The organism is Pseudomonas sp. P8_229 (assembly GCF_034008635.1).
Lineage (GTDB): Bacteria > Pseudomonadota > Gammaproteobacteria > Pseudomonadales > Pseudomonadaceae > Aquipseudomonas.
In genome coordinates this window covers 1,084,662-1,110,163 of the sequence record NZ_CP125378.1, presented here as the reverse complement: position 1 = coordinate 1,110,163, position 25,502 = coordinate 1,084,662, and the positions used below count along the sequence as shown (strand labels likewise).

General features: G+C 58.6%; 21 protein-coding genes. 16 read left to right on the top strand and 5 right to left on the bottom strand.

Annotated features, from left to right (window positions below):
- The first annotated feature begins 118 nt into the window (after positions 1 to 118).
- Together QMK55_RS04895 and QMK55_RS04890 are read left to right on the top strand one after the other, a co-directional pair.
- Entirely contained in the window at positions 119 to 2,578 is a 2,460-nt protein-coding gene (locus QMK55_RS04895) for an EAL domain-containing protein (RefSeq protein WP_102354092.1), read from the top strand.
- Positions 2,579 to 2,624: 46 nt separating this feature from the next.
- Positions 2,625 to 3,419: a TenA family transcriptional regulator gene (locus tag QMK55_RS04890; RefSeq protein ID WP_102354091.1), complete on the top strand. Its 795-nt coding sequence runs from the start codon at positions 2,625 to 2,627 to the stop codon at positions 3,417 to 3,419.
- 140 nt (positions 3,420 to 3,559) lie between these two features.
- On the opposite strand, the gene QMK55_RS04885 is transcribed toward QMK55_RS04890, so the two are convergent.
- The 5 genes from QMK55_RS04885 to QMK55_RS04865 all read right to left on the bottom strand — a co-directional run bounded on the left by QMK55_RS04885 (position 3,560) and on the right by QMK55_RS04865 (position 8,524).
- Positions 3,560 to 4,486 (bottom strand): GGDEF domain-containing protein, encoded by a 927-nt coding sequence (locus QMK55_RS04885; RefSeq protein WP_320328773.1) that lies wholly within the window; start codon positions 4,484 to 4,486, stop codon positions 3,560 to 3,562.
- A 362-nt stretch (positions 4,487 to 4,848) separates the two neighbouring features.
- Complete coding sequence (locus tag QMK55_RS04880) at positions 4,849 to 5,589, bottom strand: YciK family oxidoreductase (protein ID WP_102354089.1); 741 nt, start codon at positions 5,587 to 5,589, stop codon at positions 4,849 to 4,851.
- A gap of 168 nt (positions 5,590 to 5,757) precedes the next feature.
- Positions 5,758 to 6,429, bottom strand: a complete 672-nt coding sequence (mupP, locus tag QMK55_RS04875; protein WP_320328772.1) for an N-acetylmuramic acid 6-phosphate phosphatase MupP — start codon at positions 6,427 to 6,429, stop codon at positions 5,758 to 5,760.
- Positions 6,430 to 6,433: 4 nt separating this feature from the next.
- Positions 6,434 to 7,132, bottom strand: coding sequence for a bifunctional 2-polyprenyl-6-hydroxyphenol methylase/3-demethylubiquinol 3-O-methyltransferase UbiG (ubiG, locus tag QMK55_RS04870; protein ID WP_102354087.1), 699 nt, complete (start codon positions 7,130 to 7,132; stop codon positions 6,434 to 6,436).
- A gap of 57 nt (positions 7,133 to 7,189) precedes the next feature.
- Positions 7,190 to 8,524, bottom strand: coding sequence for a TRZ/ATZ family hydrolase (locus QMK55_RS04865; RefSeq protein WP_320328771.1), 1,335 nt, complete (start codon positions 8,522 to 8,524; stop codon positions 7,190 to 7,192).
- A gap of 108 nt (positions 8,525 to 8,632) precedes the next feature.
- Between QMK55_RS04865 and mtnA the strand changes: the two genes are divergently transcribed.
- From mtnA to rfbA, 14 genes are all read left to right on the top strand, one after another.
- Entirely contained in the window at positions 8,633 to 9,709 is a 1,077-nt protein-coding gene (mtnA, locus tag QMK55_RS04860; RefSeq protein WP_320328770.1) for an S-methyl-5-thioribose-1-phosphate isomerase, read from the top strand.
- Between the two features lie 425 nt (positions 9,710 to 10,134).
- Positions 10,135 to 12,909 (top strand): DNA gyrase subunit A, encoded by a 2,775-nt coding sequence (gene gyrA / locus QMK55_RS04855; protein ID WP_102354084.1) that lies wholly within the window; start codon positions 10,135 to 10,137, stop codon positions 12,907 to 12,909.
- 240 nt (positions 12,910 to 13,149) lie between these two features.
- Positions 13,150 to 14,235, top strand: a complete 1,086-nt coding sequence (serC, locus tag QMK55_RS04850; RefSeq protein WP_102354082.1) for a 3-phosphoserine/phosphohydroxythreonine transaminase — start codon at positions 13,150 to 13,152, stop codon at positions 14,233 to 14,235.
- The gene (gene pheA / locus QMK55_RS04845; protein ID WP_025113086.1) at positions 14,235 to 15,329 is read left to right on the top strand and encodes a prephenate dehydratase; all 1,095 of its coding nucleotides are present in this window, start codon (positions 14,235 to 14,237) and stop codon (positions 15,327 to 15,329) included. Before serC ends, pheA begins: the two co-directional genes overlap by 1 nt.
- A gap of 13 nt (positions 15,330 to 15,342) precedes the next feature.
- Positions 15,343 to 16,455, top strand: a complete 1,113-nt coding sequence (gene hisC, locus QMK55_RS04840) for a histidinol-phosphate transaminase (protein WP_320328769.1) — start codon at positions 15,343 to 15,345, stop codon at positions 16,453 to 16,455.
- A gap of 28 nt (positions 16,456 to 16,483) precedes the next feature.
- Positions 16,484 to 18,691 carry a bifunctional prephenate dehydrogenase/3-phosphoshikimate 1-carboxyvinyltransferase gene (locus tag QMK55_RS04835; RefSeq protein WP_320328768.1) on the top strand — a complete coding sequence of 736 codons (2,208 nt, stop codon included), beginning with the start codon at positions 16,484 to 16,486 and terminating at the stop codon, positions 18,689 to 18,691.
- Positions 18,688 to 19,377: a (d)CMP kinase gene (cmk, locus tag QMK55_RS04830; RefSeq protein ID WP_064391442.1), complete on the top strand. Its 690-nt coding sequence runs from the start codon at positions 18,688 to 18,690 to the stop codon at positions 19,375 to 19,377. The genes QMK55_RS04835 and cmk overlap by 4 nt, the downstream gene beginning before the upstream one ends.
- 119 nt (positions 19,378 to 19,496) lie before the next feature.
- Positions 19,497 to 21,179, top strand: a complete 1,683-nt coding sequence (gene rpsA, locus QMK55_RS04825) for a 30S ribosomal protein S1 (protein ID WP_025113090.1) — start codon at positions 19,497 to 19,499, stop codon at positions 21,177 to 21,179.
- A gap of 212 nt (positions 21,180 to 21,391) precedes the next feature.
- On the top strand, positions 21,392 to 21,670 hold the full coding sequence (locus tag QMK55_RS04820; protein WP_102354079.1) for a hypothetical protein: 279 nt from the start codon (positions 21,392 to 21,394) through the stop codon (positions 21,668 to 21,670).
- A gap of 153 nt (positions 21,671 to 21,823) precedes the next feature.
- Positions 21,824 to 22,120 carry an integration host factor subunit beta gene (gene ihfB / locus QMK55_RS04815; protein ID WP_003189779.1) on the top strand — a complete coding sequence of 99 codons (297 nt, stop codon included), beginning with the start codon at positions 21,824 to 21,826 and terminating at the stop codon, positions 22,118 to 22,120.
- Positions 22,121 to 22,147: 27 nt separating this feature from the next.
- The gene (locus QMK55_RS04810) at positions 22,148 to 22,387 is read left to right on the top strand and encodes a lipopolysaccharide assembly protein LapA domain-containing protein (protein WP_320328767.1); all 240 of its coding nucleotides are present in this window, start codon (positions 22,148 to 22,150) and stop codon (positions 22,385 to 22,387) included.
- A gap of 227 nt (positions 22,388 to 22,614) precedes the next feature.
- Entirely contained in the window at positions 22,615 to 23,691 is a 1,077-nt protein-coding gene (gene rfbB / locus QMK55_RS04805) for a dTDP-glucose 4,6-dehydratase (RefSeq protein ID WP_320328766.1), read from the top strand.
- Positions 23,688 to 24,581, top strand: a complete 894-nt coding sequence (gene rfbD, locus QMK55_RS04800) for a dTDP-4-dehydrorhamnose reductase (protein ID WP_320328765.1) — start codon at positions 23,688 to 23,690, stop codon at positions 24,579 to 24,581. The genes rfbB and rfbD overlap by 4 nt, the downstream gene beginning before the upstream one ends.
- The gene (gene rfbA, locus QMK55_RS04795; protein WP_320328764.1) at positions 24,578 to 25,468 is read left to right on the top strand and encodes a glucose-1-phosphate thymidylyltransferase RfbA; all 891 of its coding nucleotides are present in this window, start codon (positions 24,578 to 24,580) and stop codon (positions 25,466 to 25,468) included. Before rfbD ends, rfbA begins: the two co-directional genes overlap by 4 nt.
- Positions 25,469 to 25,502 lie beyond the last annotated feature (34 nt).

Sequence of the window (25,502 nt, the reverse complement as noted above, 5' to 3'; positions counted from 1 at the left end):
GTGCGGTATATAGGTATCGCAGGTTGAAAGTATCCTGGCTTGCCGGAAGGGGGATCGCCCCCTAGGCTAGCTCCAGCGGTCTCCTCTTGATGATGGCAGTGCGTGCACTAAGGACCTCATGAAGCAAAAAAGGACTCTCGGAACGCCACGGCTGTTGGGCATCGTCTGGCCATTTATTGCCGTCGTGTTATTTCAGGCGTTATTGGGGGGCGTGAGTCTTTACGTCTTGTCGGCCGTGCGTGGCTATGTCGCCGGTGAGAGTCTCTGGTCCAAGGGCCAGAAAGACGCGATCTATTATCTGAATCTCTACGCTGACAGCCGCGACGAGGCAATCTTTCTCAAGTACAAGCAAGCGATTGCCGTGCCACAGGGCGGGCATGAGTTGCGTCTGGCCCTTGATCGACAGCCACCGGATCTGCAGGCGGCGCGGGACGGAATTCTGAAGGGCGGCAACCATCCCGATGACGTCTCCAGCCTGATTTGGCTGTATCTCAATTTTCGTCATTTCAGCTATCTGGAAACCGCGATCGATCGCTGGACGATTGGTGATGGCTATCTGGTTCAGCTGGATAACGTCGCGCGCGAGATGCATCAGCGCATCAGCGAAAACGTCGCGACACCGGCTGATATTCAATATTGGAAAGCGCGGATTTTCGCCATCAACGACGGTGTGACACCAGCGGCCAAGGCGTTCAGCGATGCCCTGGGCGAAGGCTCGCGGATGATTCTGCGTCTGCTGCTGTTCACCAACCTTGCCACGGCGCTCGGGCTGATCGTGCTGGCCCTGTTGCGCACGCACAAGCTGCTCAAGCAGCGCCATGCCTTTGCCCAGGCGCTGCAGTTGGAGAAAGATCGGGCGCACATCACCCTGCAATCGATCGGCGACGGGGTCATCACCACCGATGTCGACGGGGCCATCGAATACATGAACCCGGCAGCCGAAGCCATGACCCACTGGAAGGCCGAGCACGCGGCAGGTCTGCCGCTGGCGGCGTTGTTCAATCTGCTGGATGACAATGCCCAGGCTGAAGGACTGACGCTGATCGAACATATTCTCAGCGGCAAACTGGTCGGTGGCAGCGAGCACTCGAAGCTGATTCAGCGCCTGGACGGCAGCACGGTTTCGGTGACACTGGTGGGCGCGCCGATCCGCAATGCCGAAAAGATCAGTGGCACGGTGCTGGTGCTGCATGACATGACCCAGGAGCGGCAGTACATCGCCAACCTGTCGTGGCAGGCGACCCACGATGCCCTGACGGGTCTGGCCAACCGCCGCGAATTCGAATATCGCCTGGAGCAGGCTCTGCACAATCTGACGCGGCAGCCCGGGCGGCATGCGCTGATGTTCCTTGACCTGGACCAGTTCAAGCTGGTCAACGACACCTGCGGTCACGCCGCCGGCGATGAGTTGTTGCGCCACATCTGCACGTTGTTGCAATCGGGCTTGCGCGAGGGCGACACCCTGGCGCGGCTGGGCGGGGACGAGTTCGGTATCTTGCTGGAGAGTTGCGCTCCGGAGGCTGCGGAGAAAATCGCCGAGAGTCTGCGCCAGACCGTGCAGAACCTGCATTTCGTGTGGAAGGGGCGACCGTTCCTGACCACCGTGAGCATCGGCCTGGTGCACATCGCCCAGACTCCGGCCACCCTCGAAGCTTCGCTGCGCGCCGCCGACATGGCCTGCTACATGGCCAAGGAAAAGGGCCGGAACCGCGTGCAGGTCTACCATGCCGATGATTCCGAACTGTCCTTGCGCTTTGGCGAGATGGCCTGGGTGCAGCGGCTGCACATGGCGCTGGAAGAAAACCGTTTCTGCCTCTACGCCCAGGAAATTGCCCCGCTGAGCCCTGCTGCGAGTGGCGCAGGACACATCGAAATACTCCTGCGCCTGCATGATGAGTCCGGACGGATGATTCTCCCGGACAGTTTCATTCCGGCTGCCGAACGTTATGGCCTGATGAGTCAACTCGACCGCTGGGTAGTCGAGAATGTTTTTAAAGTCATTGCCCAATGTATTGCCGAACAACATGAAGGCCCGTTGGCAATGTGTGCGATTAATCTTTCAGGCATTACTATCGGAGATGAGGCGTTCTTGCACTTTCTGCGGGAACAGTTTGTTAGTTACTCCATACCACCTGAAATGATTTGTTTTGAAATTACCGAAACCAGTGCAATTGCAAATCTTGGGAGTGCAATTCGATTTATTAATGAACTCAAAGGCTTAGGATGTTACTTCTCACTTGATGATTTTTGTGCCGGAATGTCTTCATTCGCTTATCTGAAACATTTGCCTGTAGACTTCCTGAAGATCGACGGGAGTTTCGTAAAGGATATGCTGGACGACCCGATTAACCGCGCAATGGTCGAAGTGATCAATCACATCGGGCATGTCATGGGTAAGCAGACAATTGCCGAGTTTGTTGAAACAACCCAGATCGAGCAGGCATTGCTTGAAATCGGGGTGGATTACGCTCAGGGTTATGTCATCGAACGCCCGCAATTGTTTACCTGTGACAGTTTGCAAAGTCGGCCCGCCAGGCCGCAGCCGTTGTTGTTCAAGGCGCCTGGCACGTTCCGTTGAAATCTCTTGCCGATCCTTACAATCACAAATCAAAAGGAGCCGAACAGTGATCGACACATTCAACCGAACCGGACCACTCATGGAAGCTGCAAGTTATCCTGCCTGGGCACAACAGCTCATTGTGGATTGCAGCGAGAGCAAGCGCCGGGTTGTCGAGCATGAACTGTACCTGCGCATGCGCGATAACAAGCTCAGCGCCAAGACCATGCGTCAGTACCTGATCGGGGGCTGGCCGGTCGTTGAACAGTTTGCGTTGTATATGGCGCAGAACCTGACCAAGACCAAATTTGCCCGCCATCCTGGGGAGGACATGGCGCGCCGCTGGCTGATGCGCAACATCCGCGTCGAGCTCAACCATGCCGACTATTGGCTGAACTGGAGCCGCGCGCATGGGGTGAGCCTGGAGGATCTGCAGGCCCAGCAAGTACCGCCCGAGCTGCATGCCCTGAGTCACTGGTGCTGGCATACAAGTTCGGCGGATTCGCTGATCGTTGCCATTGCCGCCACCAACTATGCAATCGAAGGCGCGACCGGGGAATGGTCGGCACTCGTCTGCTCCACTGGCGTATACGCCGCGGCGTTCCCTGAAGAGGAGCGCAAGCGCGCCATGAAGTGGCTGAAGATGCATGCCCAGTATGACGACGCCCATCCCTGGGAAGCGCTGGAAATCATCTGTACGCTGGCGGGGATGAACCCGAGCAAGGCATTGCAGACCGAACTGCGTCAGGCGGTCTGCAAGAGCTACGACTACATGTACCTGTTCCTTGAGCGCTGCATGCAACTGGAAACCTCGGAGCGTCTGTTGGTCGGCCGAGAGCGTCGGGTTGTAGTCGAGAGCTGATCAAGCGGCGAAACACAAAGCAAAAATGTGGGAGCGGGCTTGCTCGCGAAGGCGGACTTTCAGTCAACTGGATGTTGAATGTCAGATCGCATTCGCGAGCAAGCCCGCTCCTGCATTTGTTTTGCGGTGGTCAACAGACGTTAGCCAGCCATCGCCAGGCGATTACGACCTTCGCGCTTGGCCACATACAACGCGCTGTCGGCGCGGCGCAGCAGGCTGTCGGCCGATTCCCCCGGCAGCAGGGTCGAGCATCCGAGGCTCACGGTCAGGTCAATCAAATGGCCGTCAGCGAAGTATTCCGCGGCTTGTGCGGCATGGCGCAGGCGCTCGCCGACCATTGCTGCCGCCTCCCGCCCGGTGTTGGACAGCAGGATCAGAAACTCTTCCCCGCCATAGCGAAACACCATGTCGACGTTGCGCAACTGGCCCTTGATCGACGCTGCCACCGCCTTGAGCACGTCGTCCCCGGCACTGTGTCCGTGGCTGTCGTTGACTCGTTTGAAGTGGTCGATGTCGAGCATCAGCACCGACAACGGTTGCAGGTGCCGCCGGGACATGTCGATCTCGCGTTGCAGGGTCTGTTCCATGGCGATCCGGTTGCCGGTTCCGGTTAACGGGTCGCGCAGTGCGCTTTGCGTCGCGGCGCGGTAGAGCAGGGCGTTGCGCATCGGGAACAATAGCGACGACAACAGCGATTCGAGGTTGCCCTGTTCCTGCTCGCTGAAGCGCTGGTTGCGGCGAAACACCAGCTCGCCCAGATGCTCGCCTTCATGGCTGAGGCTGTAGCTGACCGAGTGGTGACCGCGGGCGCCGAACTCCAGGCGCAGGTCGCTGCCCTGATGCACATAGCTCAAGGCGTCGAGCGGCACGAGACGCTGAACTTCGCGAAAGAACAGACCGAGGATGCGTTGCGGTTCAAGACTGGTTTGCAGTTGCAGGCTCATTTGCTGGCGCAATTGCGCCAGACTGGCCGGGCGTTCCAGAAGTGGAGGCAGCAGACCAAAGCCCAGGCGTTGCAATTTGGCACTGTCAAAGTCAATTGCATTGGTCTGGGAGGGTGATTTCATATGGCGTGAGCCCCTAAGCAGTAAGTCTGTCTTACAGGCTGGGTGAGAGCGGCTATGGGCTGCGCGTCATACTGATCCATCAGTCCCGTAGGACATTTGGCGTAAGTTTAGTCTGCCTGATGACGATTAGTCAGCTATCGAAATCGGCCTGGCCCCAGTGCTTTCACACGGCATGCTTTGAGGAAAATTAGAGCGAAAGTCATGCCATTCGGTTCATGTAAATTTAAACCGTTGTAAATCAATGGGATGGCGTTTTGCTTTGAGCTTGGGTGGCGGATATTTGACTGAAGTGTGATGACGGGAAGCGGCAATTGTGTGCCGCGACGGTAATCCGCCACGGCAACAAAAGCGACGTATGGCAGTTATTGCGCGTTGAATGCCTGGCCATTGATGCCCGTGCTGTCCGGGCCCATCAGGTACAGGTACAGCGGCATGATCTCTTCCGGGGTCGGATTGTTCAGCGGATTTTCTCCCGGGTAAGCCTGGGCACGCATGCTGGTGCGGGTGCCGCCTGGGTTGATGCTGTTGGAGCGTACCGGTGCCACGCCGTCGACTTCATCGGCCAGGGTTTGCATCAGGCCTTCGGTGGCGAACTTCGATACCCCATAGGCACCCCAGTAGGCCCGGCCCTTGCGTCCGACGCTGCTGGAGGTGAACACCACCGAGGCGTCCTGCGACAGCTTGAGCAACGGCAGCAGGGTGCTGGTCAGCATGAACATGGCGTTGACGTTGACGTGCATGACCCGCATGAAGTTCTCGCCCGACAGCTGTTCGATCGGCGTGCGCGGACCAATGATCGAGGCGTTGTGCAGCAGGCCGTCGAGATGGCCGAATTCGGTCTCGATCATCGCCGCCAGCTCATCGTACTGATGGGGCAGAGCGGTCTCGAGGTTGAACGGGATCACTGCCGGTTGCGGATGGCCTGCCGCTTCGATCTCGTCGTAGACCTGCGTCAGATTGGCTTCGGTCTTGCCCAGCAACAGCACCGTGGCGCCGTGGGCGGCATAGGTTTTCGCGGCCGCCGCGCCGATGCCGCGACCGGCACCGGTGACCAGAATGACCCGGTCCTTGAGCAATTCGGGACGAGCGGAGTAATCAAACATAAAAACCTCACAATCCATTCATGAAGACCTGCTTCCCTGTGGTGAGGGGATTTATCCTCGACCGGCTGCGAAGCAGTCGTGAAACCTGCATATCGAATCGACCTGAAAGAATGCGGGGGCTGCTTGGCAACCCATCGGGGATAAATCCCCTCGCTACAACGGCCGTTTTCAGCAGCTGCAGAGCGCGCTATCAAGCACCTTGCGCAATTCCAGCGGATGATCCACCACCACATCTGCGCCCCAGTACCGCGGGTTGTCGTCCGGATGGATGTAGCCGTAGGTCACGGCGGCCGTTTTAGTGCCGGCATCGCGCCCGGATTCGATATCGCGCAGATCATCGCCGACAAACAGAACGGTCGATGGATCCAGATCAAGCATCTTGCACGCGAGGATCAACGGTTCCGGGTCCGGCTTGCTGTTCTTCACGTGATCCGGGCAGATCAGCAGCGCCGAACGCTCGGCCAGCCCCAGCTGTTGCATGATCGGCTCGGCAAAGCGCAGCGGCTTGTTGGTGACCACGCCCCAGATCAGGTTGGCCTTTTCGATATCTGCCAACAGTTCGCCCATGCCGTCGAACAGTTTGCTGTGCACCGCACAACCCACTAGATAGCGCTCGAGAAAATCCAGGCGCAGTTCCTCGAACCCCGGCGATTCCGGGTCCATCGAAAAGGTCACGGCGACCATGGCTTTGGCGCCGCCGGAGATCTCGTCGCGGATGTGCTGGTCATTCATCGGCGGCAAGCCACGATCCGCGCGCATCGCCTGGCAAATGGCGATGAAATCCGGCGCGGTGTCGAGCAGGGTGCCGTCCATGTCGAAAAGAACTGCTCTGATGGCCATCGGCTTACTCCTCGCGCAGGGTCTGGATCATGTAGTTGACGTCAACATCGTTGGCCAGCTTGTAGTGCTTGGTCAGCGGGTTGTAGGTCAGGCCGATGATGTCCTTGACGGTCAGGCCGGCGATGCGGCTCCAGGCGCCCAGCTCGGAAGGGCGGATGAATTTCTTGAAGTCGTGGGTGCCGCGCGGCAGCAGCTTCATGATGTATTCGGCGCCGACGATGGCGAACAGATACGCCTTCGGGTTGCGGTTGATGGTCGAGAAGAACACCTGGCCACCCGGCTTGACCATGCGGAAGCAGGCGCGGATCACCGACGACGGGTCCGGCACGTGTTCCAGCATTTCCAGGCAAGTCACGACGTCGAACTGCTCGGGCATTTCCTCGGCCAGGGCTTCGGCGGTGATCTGGCGGTATTCGACGCTGACGCCGGATTCCAGCTGATGCAACTGTGCGACCGCCAGTGGCGCTTCGCCCATATCGATACCCATCACGGTTGCGCCGCGTTGAGCCATGGCTTCGCTGAGGATGCCGCCGCCGCAACCGACGTCGAGGACCTTCTTGCCGGCCAGATTGACCCGCTCGTCAATCCAGTTCACCCGCAGCGGGTTGATGTCGTGCAGCGGTTTGAACTCGCTTTCGCGGTCCCACCAGCGATGGGCCAGGGCTTCGAATTTGGCGATTTCGGCGTGGTCGACGTTGCTCATGATGTATTCCTCTAAAACTTGAAAAAGGCTGTAGCCCCGGAGTCTGCGCCGGGGTGTTTACGATTCGGTATGGCCGCTGATGCGCTGGCCCCAGGCTCGGGCGGTAGCGCCCAGCTGTTGTTCATCCAGGCGGGTCAGGCGCCGGTCGTCGAGTAACTGTTTGCCGGCGACCCACAGGTGTTTCACGCAATCGCGGCCGGTGGCATATATAAGCTGCGAGACCGGGTCGTAGACCGGTTGCTGGGCCAGGCCGGACAGGTCGAAGGCGACGATGTCGGCGGCTTTGCCAATCTCCAGCGAGCCGACCTGCGCTTCGATGCCCAATGCGCGGGCGCCGTTGAGCGTGGCCATGCGCAGCGCGCGATGGGCGTCCAGCGCAGTGGCCGAACCGGCGACGGCTTTGGCCAGCAGGGCGGCGGTACGGGTTTCGCCGAGCAGGTCGAGATCGTTGTTACTCGCCGCGCCATCGGTGCCGACTGCCACATTGACCCCGGCCTGCCACAGGCGCTCCACCGGGCAGAAACCGCTGGCCAGCTTGAGATTCGACTCGGGACAGTGGATCACGCTGGTGTTGCTTTCTACCAGCAATGCGAGATCGTCATCGCTGATCTGGGTCATGTGCACCGCCTGGAAGCGCGGACCGAGCAAGCCCAGACGACCGAGACGGGCCAGTGGCCGCTCGCCGCGCTGTTCCAGCGATTGCTGCACTTCGAAGGCGGTTTCGTGGACATGCATGTGGATCGACGCGTCCAGCTCTTCGGCGATCACGCGGATTTTTTCCAGGTTCTCGTCGCCCACGGTGTAGGGTGCATGAGGGCCGAAAGTGATCTTGATCCGGTCGTGATGCTTCAGATCGCCGAACAGCTCGACGCCCTGACGAATGGCCTCATCGGCACTGCTGGCGCCCGGGATCGGGAAATCGAGGATCGGAATCGCGATCTGCGCGCGAATACCGCTGTTGTGCACGCGCTCGCTGGCGACTTTCGGGAAGAAGTACATGTCCGAAAAACAGGTGATGCCACCCTTGATTTGCTCGGCAATCGCCAGATCGGTGCCATCACGCACGAAATCTTCATCGACCCATTTGGCCTCGGCCGGCCAGATGTGGTTTTCCAGCCAGGTCATCAGTGGCAGATCGTCGGCCAGGCCACGGAACAGGGTCATCGCCGCATGGCCGTGGGCGTTGATCAAACCTGGGGCGAGGAGCACGTCCGGCAATTCACGGATTTCAGTGGCGTTACACTTCAGTGCTTCGGCGCGTGGGCCGATAAACACGATGCGACCGTCGCGGATGCCCAGGCCGTGCTCCTTGAGCACAACGCCTGCGGGTTCGACGGGTACCAGCCAGGTTGGCAGCAATAGTAAGTCGAGCGCAATGGCAGGTTTCGGCATCGAGGGTCGGTTCCAGTGCTTTTGTAAAGGATGGCGAAGTATACCCGAGCGTCTTCGCGGGGGGATCGCTATAATCGGCGGCTTTTGTTCATGAGTGCGGGGTGAGGGATGCGCGATCGACTGTTGGCTGCGGAGAAAGTAAAGGCCATCGATTGGCGAGATGGCGCGCTCCACCTGCTGGATCAGCGTATTTTGCCGTTCGAGGAAACCTGGATTGCCTACACCAGCGCTGCCGGCGTGGCTGAGGCGATTCGTTCGATGGTGGTGCGAGGCGCGCCGGCCATCGGCATCAGTGCGGCCTATGGCATGGTGCTGGCGGCCCGAGCCCGCGTGGCGCAAGGCGGGGACTGGTACGCGGCGCTGGAAGAGGATTTCGCGCTGCTGGCGGATTCCCGCCCGACCGCGGTCAACCTGTTCTGGGCACTGAATCGTATGCGCGACCGACTGGATCGACTGAAGGGCAACGCCGATCCGTTGGCGGCGCTGGAAGCCGAGGCCATCGCCATTCATGAAAGCGACCGCGAAGCCAACCTGACCATGGCCCAGCTTGGTGTCGATCTGATCCGCAAGCATCAGGGCAATGCCCAGGCGATCCTGACCCACTGCAACACTGGCGCGCTGGCCACTGGCGGTTTCGGTACGGCGCTGGGGGTGATTCGCGCGGCTTACCTTGAAGGCATGGTCGAGCGGGTCTATGCCGACGAAACCCGGCCGTGGCTGCAGGGCTCGCGTCTGACTGCGTGGGAACTGGCGAACGAAGGCATTCCGGTAACGCTCAATGCCGACTCCGCCGCCGCGCACATCATGAAAACCAAGGGCGTGACCTGGGTGATCGTCGGCGCTGACCGCATCACCGCCAATGGCGACGTGGCGAACAAGATCGGCACCTATCAACTGGCAGTCAACGCCATGCACCACGGCGTGCGGTTCATGGTGGTGGCGCCGAGCTCGACCATCGACATGAACCTGGCCAGTGGCGACGAGATCCCGATCGAGGAGCGTGACGGTGCCGAGCTGCTGGAAGTGGGTGGCAAGCGGGTCGGCGCGGATGTCGAGGCATTCAACCCGGTGTTTGACGTGACCCCGGCGGATCTGATCGATGCGATCGTGACGGAGAAGGGCATCGTCGAGCGTCCGGATACGGCGAAAATGGCCCAGTTGATGTGCCGTAAGCGCCTGCATTGACGGGCTTGAATCCTGCGTCGCCCCCTTCGCGAGCAGGCTCGCTCCCACAGGTTTTGTGACCGCCACAGAACATTGTGGGAGCGAGCTTGCTCGCGAAGGGTCCCTAAAAGTCAATAAACATCGGTAAATTAACCCCCGATTCTGCATTCGCAGCGGCTCTGAGCCTCTCTCGTCCCCTTTACGCCTGTCATCGGTCAACTAACTATGCTCCATGCGCATCTGGGGGATAGGTGCGTGGCGGCTCTTGTGATAACATCCGGCGTTTTCCGAGGCAGCTTCACGGAGCTGTCTTTACTGCGCAAATCCACGGTTCAACCAGTTGATTTGTCGTAAGTCGGCGCACGGCACTCAGCCTGCCCCGACGAGCTTCGTTCATCCCATATGGACATGACGAAGTTTCACCAGAAAAAGGAATCAGGCTTCTCATGGGCGAACTGGCCAAAGAAATCCTCCCGGTCAATATCGAAGACGAGCTGAAACAGTCCTACCTCGACTACGCAATGAGCGTAATCGTCGGCCGTGCACTGCCGGATGCGCGCGATGGCCTCAAGCCCGTGCACCGTCGCGTACTGTTCGCGATGAGCGAGCTGGGCAACGACTTCAACAAGCCGTACAAGAAATCTGCCCGTGTTGTCGGCGACGTGATCGGTAAGTATCACCCGCACGGTGATACTGCGGTGTACGACACCATCGTTCGTATGGCTCAGCCTTTCTCCCTGCGCTACCTGCTGGTCGACGGTCAGGGCAACTTCGGTTCGGTCGACGGCGACAACGCTGCGGCCATGCGATACACCGAAGTGCGCATGACCAAGCTGGCGCACGAGCTGCTGGCTGACCTGCACAAAGAAACCGTGGATTGGGTGCCGAACTACGACGGCACCGAAATGATCCCGGCGGTCATGCCGACCCGTATCCCCAACCTGCTGGTCAACGGTTCCAGTGGTATCGCCGTGGGCATGGCGACCAACATTCCGCCGCACAACCTCGGTGAAGTCATCGACGGTTGCCTGGCCCTCATCGACAACCCTGAGCTGACCGTCGATGAGCTGATGCAATACATCCCCGGTCCGGACTTCCCGACTGCCGCGATCATCAACGGTCGTGCCGGCATCATCGAAGCCTACCGCACCGGTCGCGGGCGCATTTACATGCGTGCCCGCTCGATCATCGAAGACATCGACAAAGTCGGTGGCCGTCAGCAGATCGTCATCACCGAGCTGCCTTACCAACTGAACAAGGCGCGTCTGATCGAGAAGATCGCCGAGCTGGTAAAAGAGAAGAAGCTCGAAGGCATCACTGAACTGCGCGACGAGTCCGACAAGGACGGTATGCGCGTCGTGATCGAACTGCGTCGCGGTGAAGTGCCTGAGGTGATCCTCAACAACCTCTACGCCCAGACCCAGCTGCAATCGGTATTCGGCATCAACATCGTGGCGCTGATCGACGGTCGTCCACGCATCCTTAACCTCAAGGATCTGCTGGAAGCCTTCGTCCGTCACCGTCGCGAAGTGGTTACCCGCCGTACCGTGTTCGAACTGCGCAAGGCTCGTGAGCGTGGTCACATTCTCGAAGGCCAGGCCGTTGCCCTGTCGAACATCGACCCGGTCATCGCCCTGATCAAGGCTTCGCCGACCCCGTCGGAAGCAAAAGAAGCGCTGGTCAGCACGCCGTGGGAATCCTCGGCCGTGGTGGCGATGGTGGAACGTGCCGGTGCCGATTCGTGCCGTCCGGAAAACCTCGATCCGCAATACGGTCTGCGCGAAGGCAAGTACTTCCTGTCGCCAGAGCAGGCGCAAGCCATTCTGGAACTGCGTCTGCACCGTCTGACCGGTCTGGAACACGAGAAGCTGCTGGCCGAGTATCAAGAGATCCTCAACCAGATCGGCGAGCTGATCCGCATCCTCAACAGCGCTGTGCGTCTGATGGAAGTGATCCGCGAAGAACTGGAAGTGATCCGTGCCGAATACGGCGACGTGCGTCGCACCGAAATTCTCGATGCGCGTCTCGACCTGACCCTGGGTGACATGATCCCGGAAGAAGAGCGCGTCGTGACCATTTCCCACGGTGGCTACGCCAAGACCCAGCCGCTGGCTGCGTACCAGGCTCAGCGTCGTGGCGGCAAGGGCAAGTCGGCGACCGGCGTCAAGGATGAGGACTACATCGCTCACCTGCTGGTTGCCAACAGCCACACCACGCTGCTGCTGTTCTCCAGCAAGGGCAAGGTTTACTGGCTCAAGACCTACGAAATTCCGGAAGCATCCCGTGCTGCCCGTGGCCGTCCGTTGGTCAACCTGTTGCCGTTGAGCGAAGGCGAATACATCACCACGATGCTGCCGGTCGATCTCGAAGCCATGAAGCGTCAGGCTGACGAAGAAGAGGCTGAAGGTGCCGAGACTGACGTAGAAGAAATCGAAAACAGCAACGAGACCGACGAAGAGCGTCGTGCGCGTATCAAGGCTGCTGACCGCAAGAAGGCTCCGTTCATCTTCATGTCGACCGCTAACGGTACCGTGAAGAAGACTCCTCTGGTGGCCTTCAGTCGTCAGCGCAGCGTCGGTCTGATCGCGCTGGAGCTGGACGAAGGTGACATCCTGATTTCCGCAGCCATCACTGATGGCGAGCAGGAAATCATGCTGTTCTCCGATGGCGGTAAAGTGACGCGCTTCAAGGAATCTGAAGTTCGTGCCATGGGTCGTACCGCTCGCGGTGTGCGTGGCATGCGTCTGCCGGAAGGGCAGAAGCTGATCTCCATGCTGATCCCGGAAGAAGGCAGCGAGATCCTCACCGCTTCCGAGCGCGGTTATGGCAAGCGTACAGCCATCACCGAGTTCCCTGAATACAAGCGTGGCGGTCAGGGCGTTATCGCCATGGTCAGCAACGAGCGTAACGGCCGTCTGGTCGGTGCGGTTCAGGTGCAGGACGGCGAAGAAATCATGCTGATCTCCGATCAGGGCACCCTGGTGCGTACCCGTGTCGACGAAGTGTCGAGCCTGGGTCGTAACACGCAGGGCGTGACCCTGATCAAGCTGGCCAAGGATGAAACCCTGGTCGGTCTGGAGCGGGTTCAGGAGCCTTCGGAAGTCGAAGGTGAAGAGTTTGAAGGTGAAGAGGGTGAGGAATTCGAAGGCTCTGTCGTGAACGACGATGCTGCCGAAGACCAGCAACTCGACGCCGCAGCTGACGAAGAGCCGCAGGAATAAGCGGATAAGCGAGGGGGCGGATGAAAATTCGCCCCCTTGTTATTTGTCCGGTATGAAACATCGGAGATCTCTTGTAGGAGTGAGCCTGCTCGCGATGCAGGCGCCGCGGTGCATCTGAAACACCGCAGTGATGCAATCGCGAGCAGGCTCACTCCTGCAGGGGGATGCGCTTCAGTGCCGTTCCGGTGTCGACGATTAATGCGATTTAATGCGTGATATCAAATCAGAGCGAGATTGGATGTGAGCAAGCGAGCCTATAACTTCTGCGCCGGTCCTGCGGCGCTTCCTGAAGCTGTCCTGCAACGTGCTCAAGGTGAACTCCTTGATTGGCACGGCAAAGGTTTGTCGGTCATGGAAATGAGCCATCGCAGCGATGAGTTCGTGTCCATTGCCACCCAGGCCGAGCAGGATCTGCGTGACCTGCTGAATATCCCGTCGAACTATAAAGTGCTGTTTCTGCAAGGTGGCGCCAGCCAGCAATTTGCGCAGATTCCACTGAACCTGCTGCCGGAAAACGGTTCTGCCGATTACATCGACACCGGTATCTGGTCGCAGAAAGCCATTGAAGAAGCCTCGCGTTACGGCCGCGTCAACGTCGCCGCTACCGCCAAGCCTTACGATTATTTCGCCATCCCGGGCCAGAACGAGTGGAACCTGTCGAAAGACGCCGCTTATGTTCACTACGCGCCAAACGAAACCATCGGCGGTCTGGAATTCCAGTGGATCCCGGAAACCGGTGATGTGCCGCTGGTGGCCGACATGTCCTCGGACATTCTCTCGCGTCCGGTCGATATCTCGCGTTTCGGCATGATCTACGCCGGCGCGCAGAAGAACATCGGCCCGAGCGGCATCGTCGTCAACATCATCCGCGAAGACCTGCTGGGCAAGGCGCGTGCGCTGTGCCCGACCATGCTCGACTACAAAGTCGCGGCCGATAACGGCTCGATGTACAACACCCCGCCGACCCTGGCCTGGTACCTGTCCGGTCTGGTCTTCCAGTGGCTGAAAGAGCAGGGTGGCGTCGAAGCGATCGCCAAACTCAATGACGCCAAGCAGCGCACGCTGTACGGCTTCATCGACGCCAGCGGCCTCTACAGCAACCCGATCAACAAGTCGGATCGCTCGTGGATGAACGTGCCGTTCCGTCTGGCTGACGATCGTCTGGACAAGCCGTTCCTGGCCGGTGCCGACGCGCGCGGTCTGCTCAACCTCAAGGGCCACCGCTCCGTGGGCGGTATGCGCGCCTCCATCTACAACGCCGTCGACATCAACGCCGTCAACGCGCTGGTGGCGTACATGGCTGAATTCGAGAAGGAACACGGCTGATGTCCGAGCAAGAACTCAAGGCACTGCGCGTTCGCATCGACGCTCTGGACACCAAAGTCCTCGAGCTAATCAGTGAGCGTGCGCGTTGCGCCCAGGAAGTCGCGCGAGTAAAGATGGCCTCGCTGGCCGAAGGCGAAGTGCCGGTGTTCTATCGTCCCGAGCGCGAAGCTCAGGTGCTCAAGCGCGTGATGGAGCGTAATCAGGGGCCGCTGGGTAACGAAGAGATGGCGCGGTTGTTCCGCGAAATCATGTCTTCGTGTCTGGCGCTGGAGCAGCCGCTTAAAGTGGCTTACCTCGGCCCTGAAGGCACCTTCACCCAGGCCGCGGCCATGAAGCACTTCGGTCACGCGGTGATCAGCAAGCCGATGGCGGCGATCGACGAAGTCTTCCGTGAAGTGGCAGCCGGTGCGGTGAATTTTGGCGTGGTGCCGGTGGAGAACTCCACCGAAGGCGCGGTCAATCACACCCTCGACAGTTTCCTCGAGCACGACATGGTGATCTGTGGCGAAGTCGAGCTGCGTATTCACCATCACCTGTTGGTTGGTGAAAACACCAAGACCGACAGCATCAGTCGTATCTATTCCCACGCCCAGTCGCTGGCCCAGTGCCGCAAGTGGCTGGATGCACATTATCCGAATGTCGAGCGCGTGGCGGTGTCCAGCAACGCCGAAGCGGCGAAACGGGTCAAGGGTGAGTGGAACTCGGCGGCGATTGCCGGCGACATGGCCGCAGGTTTGTATGGCCTGACGCGTCTGGCCGAGAAGATCGAAGACCGTCCTGACAACTCGACGCGCTTCCTGATGATCGGCAACCAGGAAGTGCCGCCGACTGGCGACGACAAGACCTCGATCATCGTCTCGATGAGCAACAAGCCTGGCGCGCTCCACGAGTTGCTGGTGCCGTTCCACGACAATGGCATCGACCTGACTCGTATCGAAACCCGTCCGTCGCGCAGTGGCAAATGGACGTATGTGTTCTTCATTGACTTCGTCGGCCACCACCGCGACCCATTGGTCAAGAGTGTGCTGGAAAAGATCAGTCAGGAAGCGGTAGCACTCAAAGTGCTGGGTTCCTACCCGAAAGCAGTTCTCTAAGGGGCGGTAGCAAATGAGTGGCAACTTCCTCGCTCTGGCACAGCCGGGCGTGCAACAACTTTCGCCGTACGTTCCGGGCAAGCCTGTGGACGAGCTGGCGCGCGAGCTGGACCTGGATCCGGCCAAAATCGTCAAACTGGCGAGCAACGAAAATCCGCTGGGCGCCAGCCCGAAAGCGCTGGCGGCAATCCGCGAAGCGCTGACCGAGCTGACCCGCTATCCGGACGGCAACGGCTTCGCGCTGAAATCCCTGCTGGCCGAGCAGTGCCGCGTCGAGCTGAATCAGGTGACTCTGGGTAACGGTTCCAACGACATTCTCGAGCTGGTGGCGCGCGCCTATCTGGCGCCGGGCCTGAACGCGGTATTCAGCGAGCATGCGTTCGCCGTTTACCCGATCGCGACCCAGGCGGTGGGTGCTGAGGCCAAAGTGGTTCCGGCCAAAGATTGGGGGCATGACCTGCCGGCAATGCTCGCGGCCATCGATGCCAACACCCGCGTGGTGTTCATCGCCAACCCGAACAACCCGACCGGCACCTGGTTCGGCGCCGAAGCGCTGGACGAGTTCCTGCAGGACGTACCGGAGCACGTGCTGGTGGTGCTGGATGAGGCGTACATCGAGTACGCCGAAGGCAGTGACCTGCCGGACGGTCTGGACTTCCTCGCGGCGTATCCGAACCTGCTGGTTTCGCGCACTTTCTCCAAGGCTTATGGTCTGGCGGCGTTGCGCGTGGGTTATGGTCTGTCGACTCCGGTTGTTGCTGACGTGCTGAACCGCGTTCGTCAGCCATTCAACGTCAACAGTCTCGCTTTGGCGGCAGCCTGCGCGGCGTTGAAGGACGAAGAGTATCTGGCGCAAAGCCGTCAGCTCAACGAATCGGGCATGCAGCAGCTGCAAGCCGGTTTCCTCGAGCTGGGCCTGAGCTGGATCGAGTCCAAAGGCAACTTCATCTGCGTCGACCTCGGTCAGGTAGCTGCGCCGGTTTTCCAGGGCCTGCTGCGCGAAGGCGTGATCGTGCGTCCGGTGGCCAACTACGGCATGCCGAACCATTTGCGGGTGACCATCGGTCTGCCGGCGGAAAACAGCCGCTTCCTCGAAGCGCTGCGTAAGGTTCTGGCTCGTGGGTGATGTCACTGCTCTGCAATCTGCTGCACCTATGATCGGTCGCCTTGTGGTGGTCGGTCTGGGGTTGATCGGTGGTTCGTTTGCCAAAGGCTTGCGTGAAAGCGGTATCTGCCGCGAAGTGGTCGGGGTCGATCTCGATCCGCAATCGCGCAAGCTGGCAGTCGAGTTGGGTGTGGTGGATCGTTGTGAGGACGACCTGATCGCTGCCTGTCAGGGCGCCGACGTGATTCAACTGGCGGTGCCGATCCTGGCCATGGAGAAAGTGCTGGCCCGTTTGGCGAGCGTTGATCTGGGTCAGGCGATTCTGACCGATGTCGGCAGCGCCAAGGGCAATGTGGTGCGTGTGGCGACCGAAGCGTTCGGCGGCATGCCGGCGCGTTTCGTCCCGGGCCATCCGATTGCCGGCTCCGAGCAGAGCGGGGTGGAAGCTTCCAACTCCGAGCTGTTCCGTCGGCACAAGGTGATTCTGACGCCGCTCGAGCAAACCGACCCGGCCGCACTGGCGGTGGTTGATCGCTTGTGGCGCGAATTGGGCGCCGACGTCGAGCACATGCAGGTCGAGCGTCACGATGAAGTGCTGGCTGCGACCAGCCATTTGCCGCACCTGCTGGCTTTCGGTCTGGTCGACTCGTTGGCCAAACGCAATGAAAACCTTGAGATCTTCCGTTACGCTGCGGGCGGTTTCCGCGATTTCACAAGAATCGCCGGAAGCGACCCGGTGATGTGGCACGACATCTTCCTCGCCAATCGCGAGGCTGTCCTGCGCACACTCGATACATTTCGCAGCGACCTCGACGCCTTGCGCGACGCGGTCGATGCAGGGGATGGGCACCAATTGTTGGGCGTCTTCACGCGCGCCCGGGTTGCCCGCGAGCATTTCAGTAAAATCCTGGCCCGCAGGGCCTATGTGGACGCTATGAATTCCAACGATCTGATTTTCCTGGCTCAACCTGGTGGCCGCCTGTCCGGTCGGATTCGCGTACCAGGTGACAAATCGATTTCCCATCGCTCGATCATGCTCGGCTCACTGGCCGAAGGCGTGACCGAAGTCGAAGGTTTCCTTGAGGGCGAAGACGCTCTGGCGACCTTGCAAGCGTTCCGTGACATGGGCGTGGTCATTGAAGGTCCGCACCACGGTCGCGTGACCATTCACGGTGTCGGCCTGCACGGTCTGAAACCTGCGCCGGGCCCGATCTATCTGGGCAACTCCGGCACCTCGATGCGTCTGCTGTCCGGCCTGCTGGCTGCACAGAATTTCGACAGCGTTTTGACTGGCGATGCCTCGCTCTCCAAGCGTCCGATGAACCGCGTGGCCAATCCACTGCGCGAAATGGGCGCCGTGATCGAAACTGCTGCCGAAGGTCGTCCGCCGATGACCATCCGCGGCGGCCACAAGCTCGAGGGCCTGACCTACACCATGCCGATGGCCAGTGCGCAGGTGAAATCCTGCCTGCTGCTCGCCGGTCTGTACGCTGAAGGCAAGACCACCGTGACCGAGCCGGCTCCGACTCGCGACCACACCGAACGCATGCTGCGTGGCTTCGGCTACCCGGTCAGCGTTGAAGGCGCTACGGCTTCGGTTGAAACCGGCGGCAAACTTACCGCAACTCACATTGAAGTGCCGGGCGACATCTCGTCGTCGGCGTTCTTCCTCGTCGCGGCCTCGATCGCCGAAGGTTCGGAACTGGTGCTCGAGCACGTCGGCATCAACCCGACCCGCACCGGCGTCATCGACATCCTGCGTCTGATGGGCGCTGACATCACTCTGGAAAACCAGCGTGAAGTCGGCGGCGAGCCGGTGGCTGACCTGCGCGTGCGAGCAGCTAAACTCAAAGGTATCGAGATTCCTGAAGAGCTGGTTCCGCTGGCTATCGACGAATTCCCGGTGCTGTTCGTGGCTGCTGCCTGTGCTGAAGGACGTACCGTACTGACTGGCGCCGAAGAGTTGCGGGTCAAGGAATCGGATCGTATTCAGGTGATGGCGGACGGTCTGTTGGCGCTGGGCGTGAAATGCCAGCCAACCCCGGACGGTATCATCATCGACGGCGGCCAGATTGGCGGCGGCGAAGTGCATGGTCATGGCGATCACCGTATCGCGATGGCATTCAGTGTGGCCTCCCTGCGTGCCACCGCACCGATCCGCATCCATGATTGCGCCAACGTCGCGACGTCGTTTCCGAACTTCCTCGCGCTGTGCGCGCAGGTCGGTATTCGTGTGGCGCAAGAGGCTCAGTCGTGAAAAACATTGCACCGGTCATCACCATTGATGGGCCAAGCGGCTCGGGCAAAGGCACCGTAGCCGGGATTCTGGCCAAGCGTCTGGGCTGGAACCTGCTGGATTCCGGTGCGTTGTACCGCTTGCTGGCATTTGCTGCGCACAACCACGGTGTGGATCTGACCAATGAAGAGCTGCTGAAGAAACTCGCCGCTCATCTGGATGTTCAGTTCATTGCGGCGACCGAAGGTCAGTTGCAGCGAATCATTCTGGAAGGCGACGAAGTCAGCGATGTCATCCGCACCGAAAGCGTCGGCTCCGGCGCCTCGCAAGTGGCTGCATTGCCCGCCGTGCGCGAGGCGCTGCTGCAGCGCCAGCGTGCTTTTCAGGAAGCGCCGGGCCTTGTAGCCGACGGTCGCGACATGGGAACGGTGGTTTTTCCTGATGCGCCGCTGAAGATTTTCCTGACCGCCAGTGCCGAGGAGAGGGCGCGCCGTCGATATTTGCAGTTGAAGGGCAAAGTCGAGGGTGTTAGTCTGTCGAGTCTGCTAGATGAGATCCGTGCACGCGACGAGCGTGATACCCAGCGCGCAGTAGCCCCGCTCAAGCCGGCGGCTGATGCGATACAGCTGGATTCCACGGAGTTGTCCATCGATCAGGTGCTTGAACGCATCATGAGCGAGATCGCCATTCGCGATATCGCCGGGTGACCAAGAAGGCCGCAGGGGACCAGTCATAGTCCTGCAGCGCTTCTTTTATATGAAACTAACCCACACCGTCTGGGGTGTGGAGATGGGCGTATCCTTCGCCCTCATTTACAGGAATTAAAATGAGCGAAAGCTTTGCGGAACTCTTTGAAGAAAGCCTAAAAACCCTGAACCTTCAGGCAGGCTCCATCATCACCGGTGTTATCGTTGATATCGATTACCAAGCTCGCTGGGTAACCGTTCACGCTGGCCTGAAGTCTGAAGCACTCATCCCGCTTGAGCAGTTCTACAACGACGCTGGCGATCTGACTATCAATGTCGGTGACGAAGTTCACGTTGCTCTGGACTCGGTTGAAGACGGTTTCGGTGAAACCAAGCTGTCCCGTGAAAAAGCCAAGCGCGCTGAATGCTGGATCGTTCTGGAAGCAGCCTTCGCAGCAGAGGAAGTGGTCAAGGGCGTTATCAACGGTAAGGTTAAAGGCGGCTTCACTGTCGACGTTAACGGCATCCGTGCGTTCCTGCCAGGTTCCCTGGTTGACGTCCGTCCAGTGCGCGACACCACGCACCTGGAAGGCAAAGAGCTGGAATTCAAGGTCATCAAGCTGGACCAGAAGCGCAACAACGTTGTCGTTTCCCGTCGCAGCGTCCTGGAAGCCGAGAACTCCGCCGAGCGTGAAGCTCTGCTGGAATCCCTGCAGGAAGGCCAGCAAGTCAAAGGTATCGTCAAAAACCTCACCGATTACGGCGCATTCGTCGATCTGGGTGGCGTGGACGGCCTGCTGCACATCACCGACATGGCCTGGAAGCGCATCAAGCATCCTTCCGAGATCGTCAACGTTGGTGACGAAATCGACGTCAAGGTTCTGAAATACGATCGCGAACGCAACCGTGTTTCCCTGGGCCTGAAGCAACTGGGCGAAGATCCATGGGTTGCTATCAAAGCCCGTTACCCAGAAAGCACTCGCGTTACCGCTCGTGTAACCAACCTGACCGACTACGGCTGCTTCGCTGAGCTGGAAGAAGGCGTTGAAGGTCTGGTACACGTTTCGGAAATGGACTGGACCAACAAGAACATCCACCCTTCGAAAGTCGTACAAGTCGGCGACGAAGTGGAAGTCATGGTTCTGGACATCGACGAAGAGCGTCGTCGTATCTCCCTGGGCATCAAGCAGTGCAAGTCGAACCCGTGGGAAGACTTCTCTGGCCAGTTCAACAAGGGCGACAAGATCTCCGGCACCATCAAGTCGATCACCGATTTCGGTATCTTCATTGGTCTGGACGGCGGCATCGACGGTCTGGTTCACCTGTCCGACATCTCCTGGAACGAAGTTGGCGAAGAAGCTGTTCGTCGTTTCAAGAAGGGCGACGAGCTGGACACCGTTATCCTGTCGGTTGACCCAGAGCGCGAGCGCATCTCCCTGGGCATCAAGCAACTGGAAAGCGATCCGTTCTCCGAGTACGTCTCGGTTAACGACAAAGGCGCAATCGTTACTGGCACCGTGAAAGAAGTTGACGCCAAAGGCGCCATCATCGTTCTGGCCGACGATATCGAAGCGACTCTGAAAGCCTCCGAAATCAGCCGTGACCGCGTTGAAGACGCGCGCAACGTTCTGAAAGAAGGCCAGCAAGTAGAAGCCAAGATCATCAGCGTTGATCGCAAGAGCCGCGTAATCCAGCTGTCGATCAAATCGAAAGACGATGCTGAAGAGAAAGAAGCTATCCAGAGCCTGAACTCTGTTCAGGAAGCTCCAGCCGATACCACTATGGCTGCTCTGCTGAAGCAAGCAATGGCCAAACAGAACTAAGTTCTGCTTGATCATGAAAAAGGGCGACTTCGGTCGCCCTTTTTTGTGCCTGCGATTTGGCGGGTGTGGTGCGACCTGGATGTATTGGGTTGGAGGTGAAACCAATCCCGTTGCCTGGTTGTCTGTTTCTTTAATCGGATCAATCGCCTATTCGCGACTAAGCTAGGTGTTAGTCGTGCAGTAGTCGGGCGTTGCCTGGCATAAGGAAGTGGATGAACAGATTTATAGTCTTCATGGCGGTGTTGGTATTGGCTGGCTGTACCACGAGTGCCAAGACGCATGCGGTGCGTGGGGTCAGCGGTATCGAGATCGACTGTTCCGGCTTGGGCTCGGGGTGGGAGAAGTGCCAAAGGCGTGCGGCGAAGGAGTGCAAGGGGGCGGGTTATAAAGTGATCACTCGATCAGATGACGCAAAGGATGACGATGAGTTTCCATTTGGCTTCAATCCCGCAGGCTATGTAACCCGAACCATGCTGGTGATGTGTCGCTGACTGCGCGCTGATCCGGTTTGGTGCTCTTGTGTCCTGAAAATGGGCGTTTCGACGCCGAGGAAGATATGTCAATCCCTGGGCTGTTCAAAATCTTCCGGGCGTGCTAAAACCTTTCAAGCGCTGATCTAGCTGCTTGAAAAAGAAGGGAAAAATATGACGAAGTCGGAGTTGATCGAACGAATTGTCACCCATCAAGGGCTGCTCTCATCCAAGGATGTGGAGCTGGCCATCAAGACCATGCTTGAACAAATGTCCCAATGTCTGGCCACTGGTGATCGCATCGAGATCCGTGGGTTTGGCAGCTTCTCTCTGCATTACCGTGCGCCACGCGTCGGTCGTAACCCGAAGACTGGGCAGTCTGTCAGTCTGGACGGCAAGTTTGTTCCGCATTTCAAGCCGGGCAAGGAATTGCGCGATCGAGTGAACGAGGAAGAGGAGGAGGGGGTTTGACAGTCGCTATTTCTCAAGGAGTTACTCATGCGTAACCTCAAGCGCATACTTCTTGGTGTTTTCATTTTATTGCTGGTGTTGGTGATTCTGGCGTTTGTGCTCGAGAATCAGCAATCCATTTCGTTGATGTTCCTCGGCTTGGCTGGGCCACAGCTTCCTGTTTCTGTTGTGGTGGTAGTTGCATTGCTGATCGGCATGCTGATTGGTCCGATTCTGGGGTGGTTTCTGAGGCGTTCGTCGAGAGCTGCGCGCAAGCGTCTTGTCTGAGGTCGGTGCTCGCAAGGCATCTATCGAATTTGCGTCAACGCTTGTCCATATCCATTAGTAAAACCTTCATTAAGCTGTAAAATGCAGCCCTTGTTCGATTGTGGAAACATATCCACATCGATTCAGACTGACTCTGACAGAGGCCGGTTTTTTTGACGGCTTTTGCATTCATGGATTAGGCCGCGCTCGTTGGGGGCGCAGTCCGCAGCTCAAGGGTATGCTTTCGCGTGAAAATTCTAGTTACCGGCGGCGCCGGATTTATCGGCTCGGCAGTCATCCGACACATTATCTCCAACACCGCCGACTCTGTCGTTAACGTCGATAAGCTGACTTACGCCGGTAACCTGGAATCTCTGGCTGAAGTGAGTCAGAACTCGCGTTACGCATTCGAGCGGGTTGATATCTGTGATCGCGAGCAAGTGGATCGTGTTCTGCGTGAGCATCAGCCGGATGCCATCATGCACCTTGCCGCCGAATCACATGTAGATCGTTCGATCTCAGGTCCTTCCGAGTTCATCCAGACCAACATTATCGGCACTTACAATTTGCTGGAAGCGGCTCGTCATTATTGGGCGGCGTTGGGCGACGCGCGTAAAAACAGCTTTCGCTTCCATCATATTTCGACCGATGAAGTTTACGGTGATCTTGAGGGACCGGAAGATCTGTTCACTGAAACGACGCCGTATCAGCCAAGTTCGCCGTACTCGGCCAGCAAAGCCAGTTCCGATCACCTGGTGCGTGCATGGACGCGCACTTATGGTTTGCCGACGCTGGTCACCAACTGCTCTAACAACTATGGTCCATGCCACTTCCCCGAGAAGCTGATCCCGCTGATTATTCTCAATGCGCTGGAAGGAAAGCCTTTGCCGGTCTATGGCAAAGGTAATCAGGTACGTGACTGGTTGTATGTCGAAGATCACGCGCGAGCGTTGTACAAGGTCGTGACCGAGGGCGTCATCGGCGAGACTTACAACATCGGCGGCCATAACGAAAAGCAGAACATCGAAGTTGTCCATACCCTGTGTGCACTGCTGGATGAGTTGCGACCGGATTCCGCTCACCGCCCGCACGCGAGCCTGATCACTTATGTGCAGGATCGCCCAGGCCATGATCAGCGCTACGCGATCGATGCGAGCAAGATCCAGCGCGAGTTGGGCTGGACGCCAGAGGAAACCTTCGAAACGGGTATTCGCAAGACCGTCGAGTGGTACCTCAATAACTCTGAATGGGTTGCTCATGTGAAGAGCGGCAGTTATCAGCAGTGGATCGATCAGAACTACTCCGGTCGTTCGGGCAAGGCATGAAGATTCTCCTGCTGGGGAAAAATGGCCAGGTTGGCTGGGAGCTGCAACGCTCTCTGGCCCCACTTGGGGATTTGGTTGCCCTGGATCGGCACCCGGTCGATGGTTTGAGTGGTGATCTGTCTGACCTCGATGCACTGCGCGCGACGATCCGGAAAGTAAAGCCTGACGTTATCGTCAACGCAGCGGCCTACACGGCTGTCGATAAAGCCGAGTCCGAGACCGAATTGGCTGACTGTGTAAATGGTGAGGCCAGTCGAGTCATGGCGCAGGAGGCGGTATCCCTGGATGCCTGGCTGATCCACTATTCGACCGATTACGTATTCAGTGGCGAAGGCTCGACGCCTTGGCAAGAATCCGATGCCGTCGCACCGGTGAACCACTACGGCGCGAGCAAGCTGGCCGGTGAGCAGGCAATTACTGCCTCGGGCTGCAAGCATCTGATCTTTCGCACCAGTTGGGTCTACGGCGCTCGCGGCAACAATTTTGCCAAAACCATGTTGCGTCTGGCCAAGGATCGCGAATCGCTGAGCGTCATTGCCGATCAGGTAGGCGCTCCGACGGGCGCGGACCTCATTGCGGATGTTACCGCTCTGGCGATCCAGCAGGTCGTGCATCGCCCGGCGCTGTCGGGCATCTATCATCTGGCGGCTGCCGGTGAAGTGTCCTGGCACGGTTACGCGAGCCTGGTGATCAGCTTTGCCAAGAACCATGGCGAAGAGCTCGCTGTTACGGCGGTCAATCCGATTGATACCACAGCCTATCCAACACCGGCGCGCCGCCCGTTGAATTCACGTTTGAATACACAGAAGCTGCGCGACAATTTTTCTCTACACTTGCCGGATTGGCAAAGTGGCGTAACCCGAATGCTTAGGGAAGTTCTGAATAAATGACCACGACAAATCGTAAAGGCATCATCCTCGCTGGCGGTTCGGGTACTCGATTGCACCCGTTGACCTTGGGTGTGTCCAAGCAGATGCTGCCGATCTACGACAAGCCGATGATCTTTTATCCGCTGTCGGTGCTGATGCTCGCGGGGATGCGTGAAATTCTGATCATCTCCACACCGCAAGATCTGCCTTGTTTTCGCAAGTTGCTGGGCGATGGCAGTCTGTACGGCATCCAGATTACCTATGCTGAGCAGCCGAGCCCGGATGGTCTTGCGCAAGCGTTCATCATTGGCGAAGAGTTCATTGGCAGTGATCCGTGCTGCCTGATTCTGGGCGACAACATCTTTTATGGTCAGCACTTCTCGGACAACCTGCGAGCAGCAAGCAATCAGGCTGATGGGGCGACGGTTTTTGGTTACCACGTCTCCGATCCGGAGCGTTTTGGTGTTGTCGAGTTCGATGCGCAAGGGCGAGCCTTGAGCATCGAGGAAAAACCATTGAAGCCGAAGTCCAACTACGCCGTTACAGGGCTGTACTTCTACGACAACCAAGTAGTTGATATTGCCAAGAGCATAAAACCCTCGGCCCGCGGTGAACTGGAAATCACCGACATCAACCAGGCTTACCTCGACAAGAAGATGCTTAGCGTCGAAATGTTGGGGCGTGGTTTTGCTTGGCTGGATACGGGAACCCATGACTCGCTTCTCGAGGCGAGTCACTTCGTGCATACCATTGAACAGCGTCAGGGGTTGAAGGTGGCGTGCCTGGAAGAGATCGCCTACCACAATGGCTGGATCACTGCGTCGCAGCTGGCTTCCCAGGCTGATGCGTTGAAAAAGACCGGATATGGGCAATATCTGCAGAAACTGCTGGACTCACCTTCTCGCTGACTGGAAGGGAGACCCCTTCAAGATGAAGCGCTCA

Excerpts from the sequence above, each read along its gene's own strand:
- QMK55_RS04880 (WP_102354089.1), bottom strand. The coding sequence starts at position 5,589 with ATGTTTGATTACTCCGCTCGTCCCGAATTGCTCAAGGACCGGGTCATT.
- mtnA (WP_320328770.1), top strand. The coding sequence starts at position 8,633 with ATGCGCGATCGACTGTTGGCTGCGGAGAAAGTAAAGGCCATCGATTGG.
- QMK55_RS04865 (WP_320328771.1), bottom strand. The coding sequence starts at position 8,524 with ATGCCGAAACCTGCCATTGCGCTCGACTTACTATTGCTGCCAACCTGG.
- QMK55_RS04810 (WP_320328767.1), top strand. The coding sequence starts at position 22,148 with ATGCGTAACCTCAAGCGCATACTTCTTGGTGTTTTCATTTTATTGCTG.
- QMK55_RS04820 (WP_102354079.1), top strand. The coding sequence starts at position 21,392 with ATGAACAGATTTATAGTCTTCATGGCGGTGTTGGTATTGGCTGGCTGT.
- QMK55_RS04885 (WP_320328773.1), bottom strand. The coding sequence starts at position 4,486 with ATGAAATCACCCTCCCAGACCAATGCAATTGACTTTGACAGTGCCAAA.
- QMK55_RS04835 (WP_320328768.1), top strand. The coding sequence starts at position 16,484 with ATGATCGGTCGCCTTGTGGTGGTCGGTCTGGGGTTGATCGGTGGTTCG.
- mupP (WP_320328772.1), bottom strand. The coding sequence starts at position 6,429 with ATGGCCATCAGAGCAGTTCTTTTCGACATGGACGGCACCCTGCTCGAC.
- gyrA (WP_102354084.1), top strand. The coding sequence starts at position 10,135 with ATGGGCGAACTGGCCAAAGAAATCCTCCCGGTCAATATCGAAGACGAG.
- pheA (WP_025113086.1), top strand. The coding sequence starts at position 14,235 with ATGTCCGAGCAAGAACTCAAGGCACTGCGCGTTCGCATCGACGCTCTG.
- ihfB (WP_003189779.1), top strand. The coding sequence starts at position 21,824 with ATGACGAAGTCGGAGTTGATCGAACGAATTGTCACCCATCAAGGGCTG.
- QMK55_RS04895 (WP_102354092.1), top strand. The coding sequence starts at position 119 with ATGAAGCAAAAAAGGACTCTCGGAACGCCACGGCTGTTGGGCATCGTC.
- rfbD (WP_320328765.1), top strand. The coding sequence starts at position 23,688 with ATGAAGATTCTCCTGCTGGGGAAAAATGGCCAGGTTGGCTGGGAGCTG.
- rpsA (WP_025113090.1), top strand. The coding sequence starts at position 19,497 with ATGAGCGAAAGCTTTGCGGAACTCTTTGAAGAAAGCCTAAAAACCCTG.
- hisC (WP_320328769.1), top strand. The coding sequence starts at position 15,343 with ATGAGTGGCAACTTCCTCGCTCTGGCACAGCCGGGCGTGCAACAACTT.
- rfbA (WP_320328764.1), top strand. The coding sequence starts at position 24,578 with ATGACCACGACAAATCGTAAAGGCATCATCCTCGCTGGCGGTTCGGGT.
- ubiG (WP_102354087.1), bottom strand. The coding sequence starts at position 7,132 with ATGAGCAACGTCGACCACGCCGAAATCGCCAAATTCGAAGCCCTGGCC.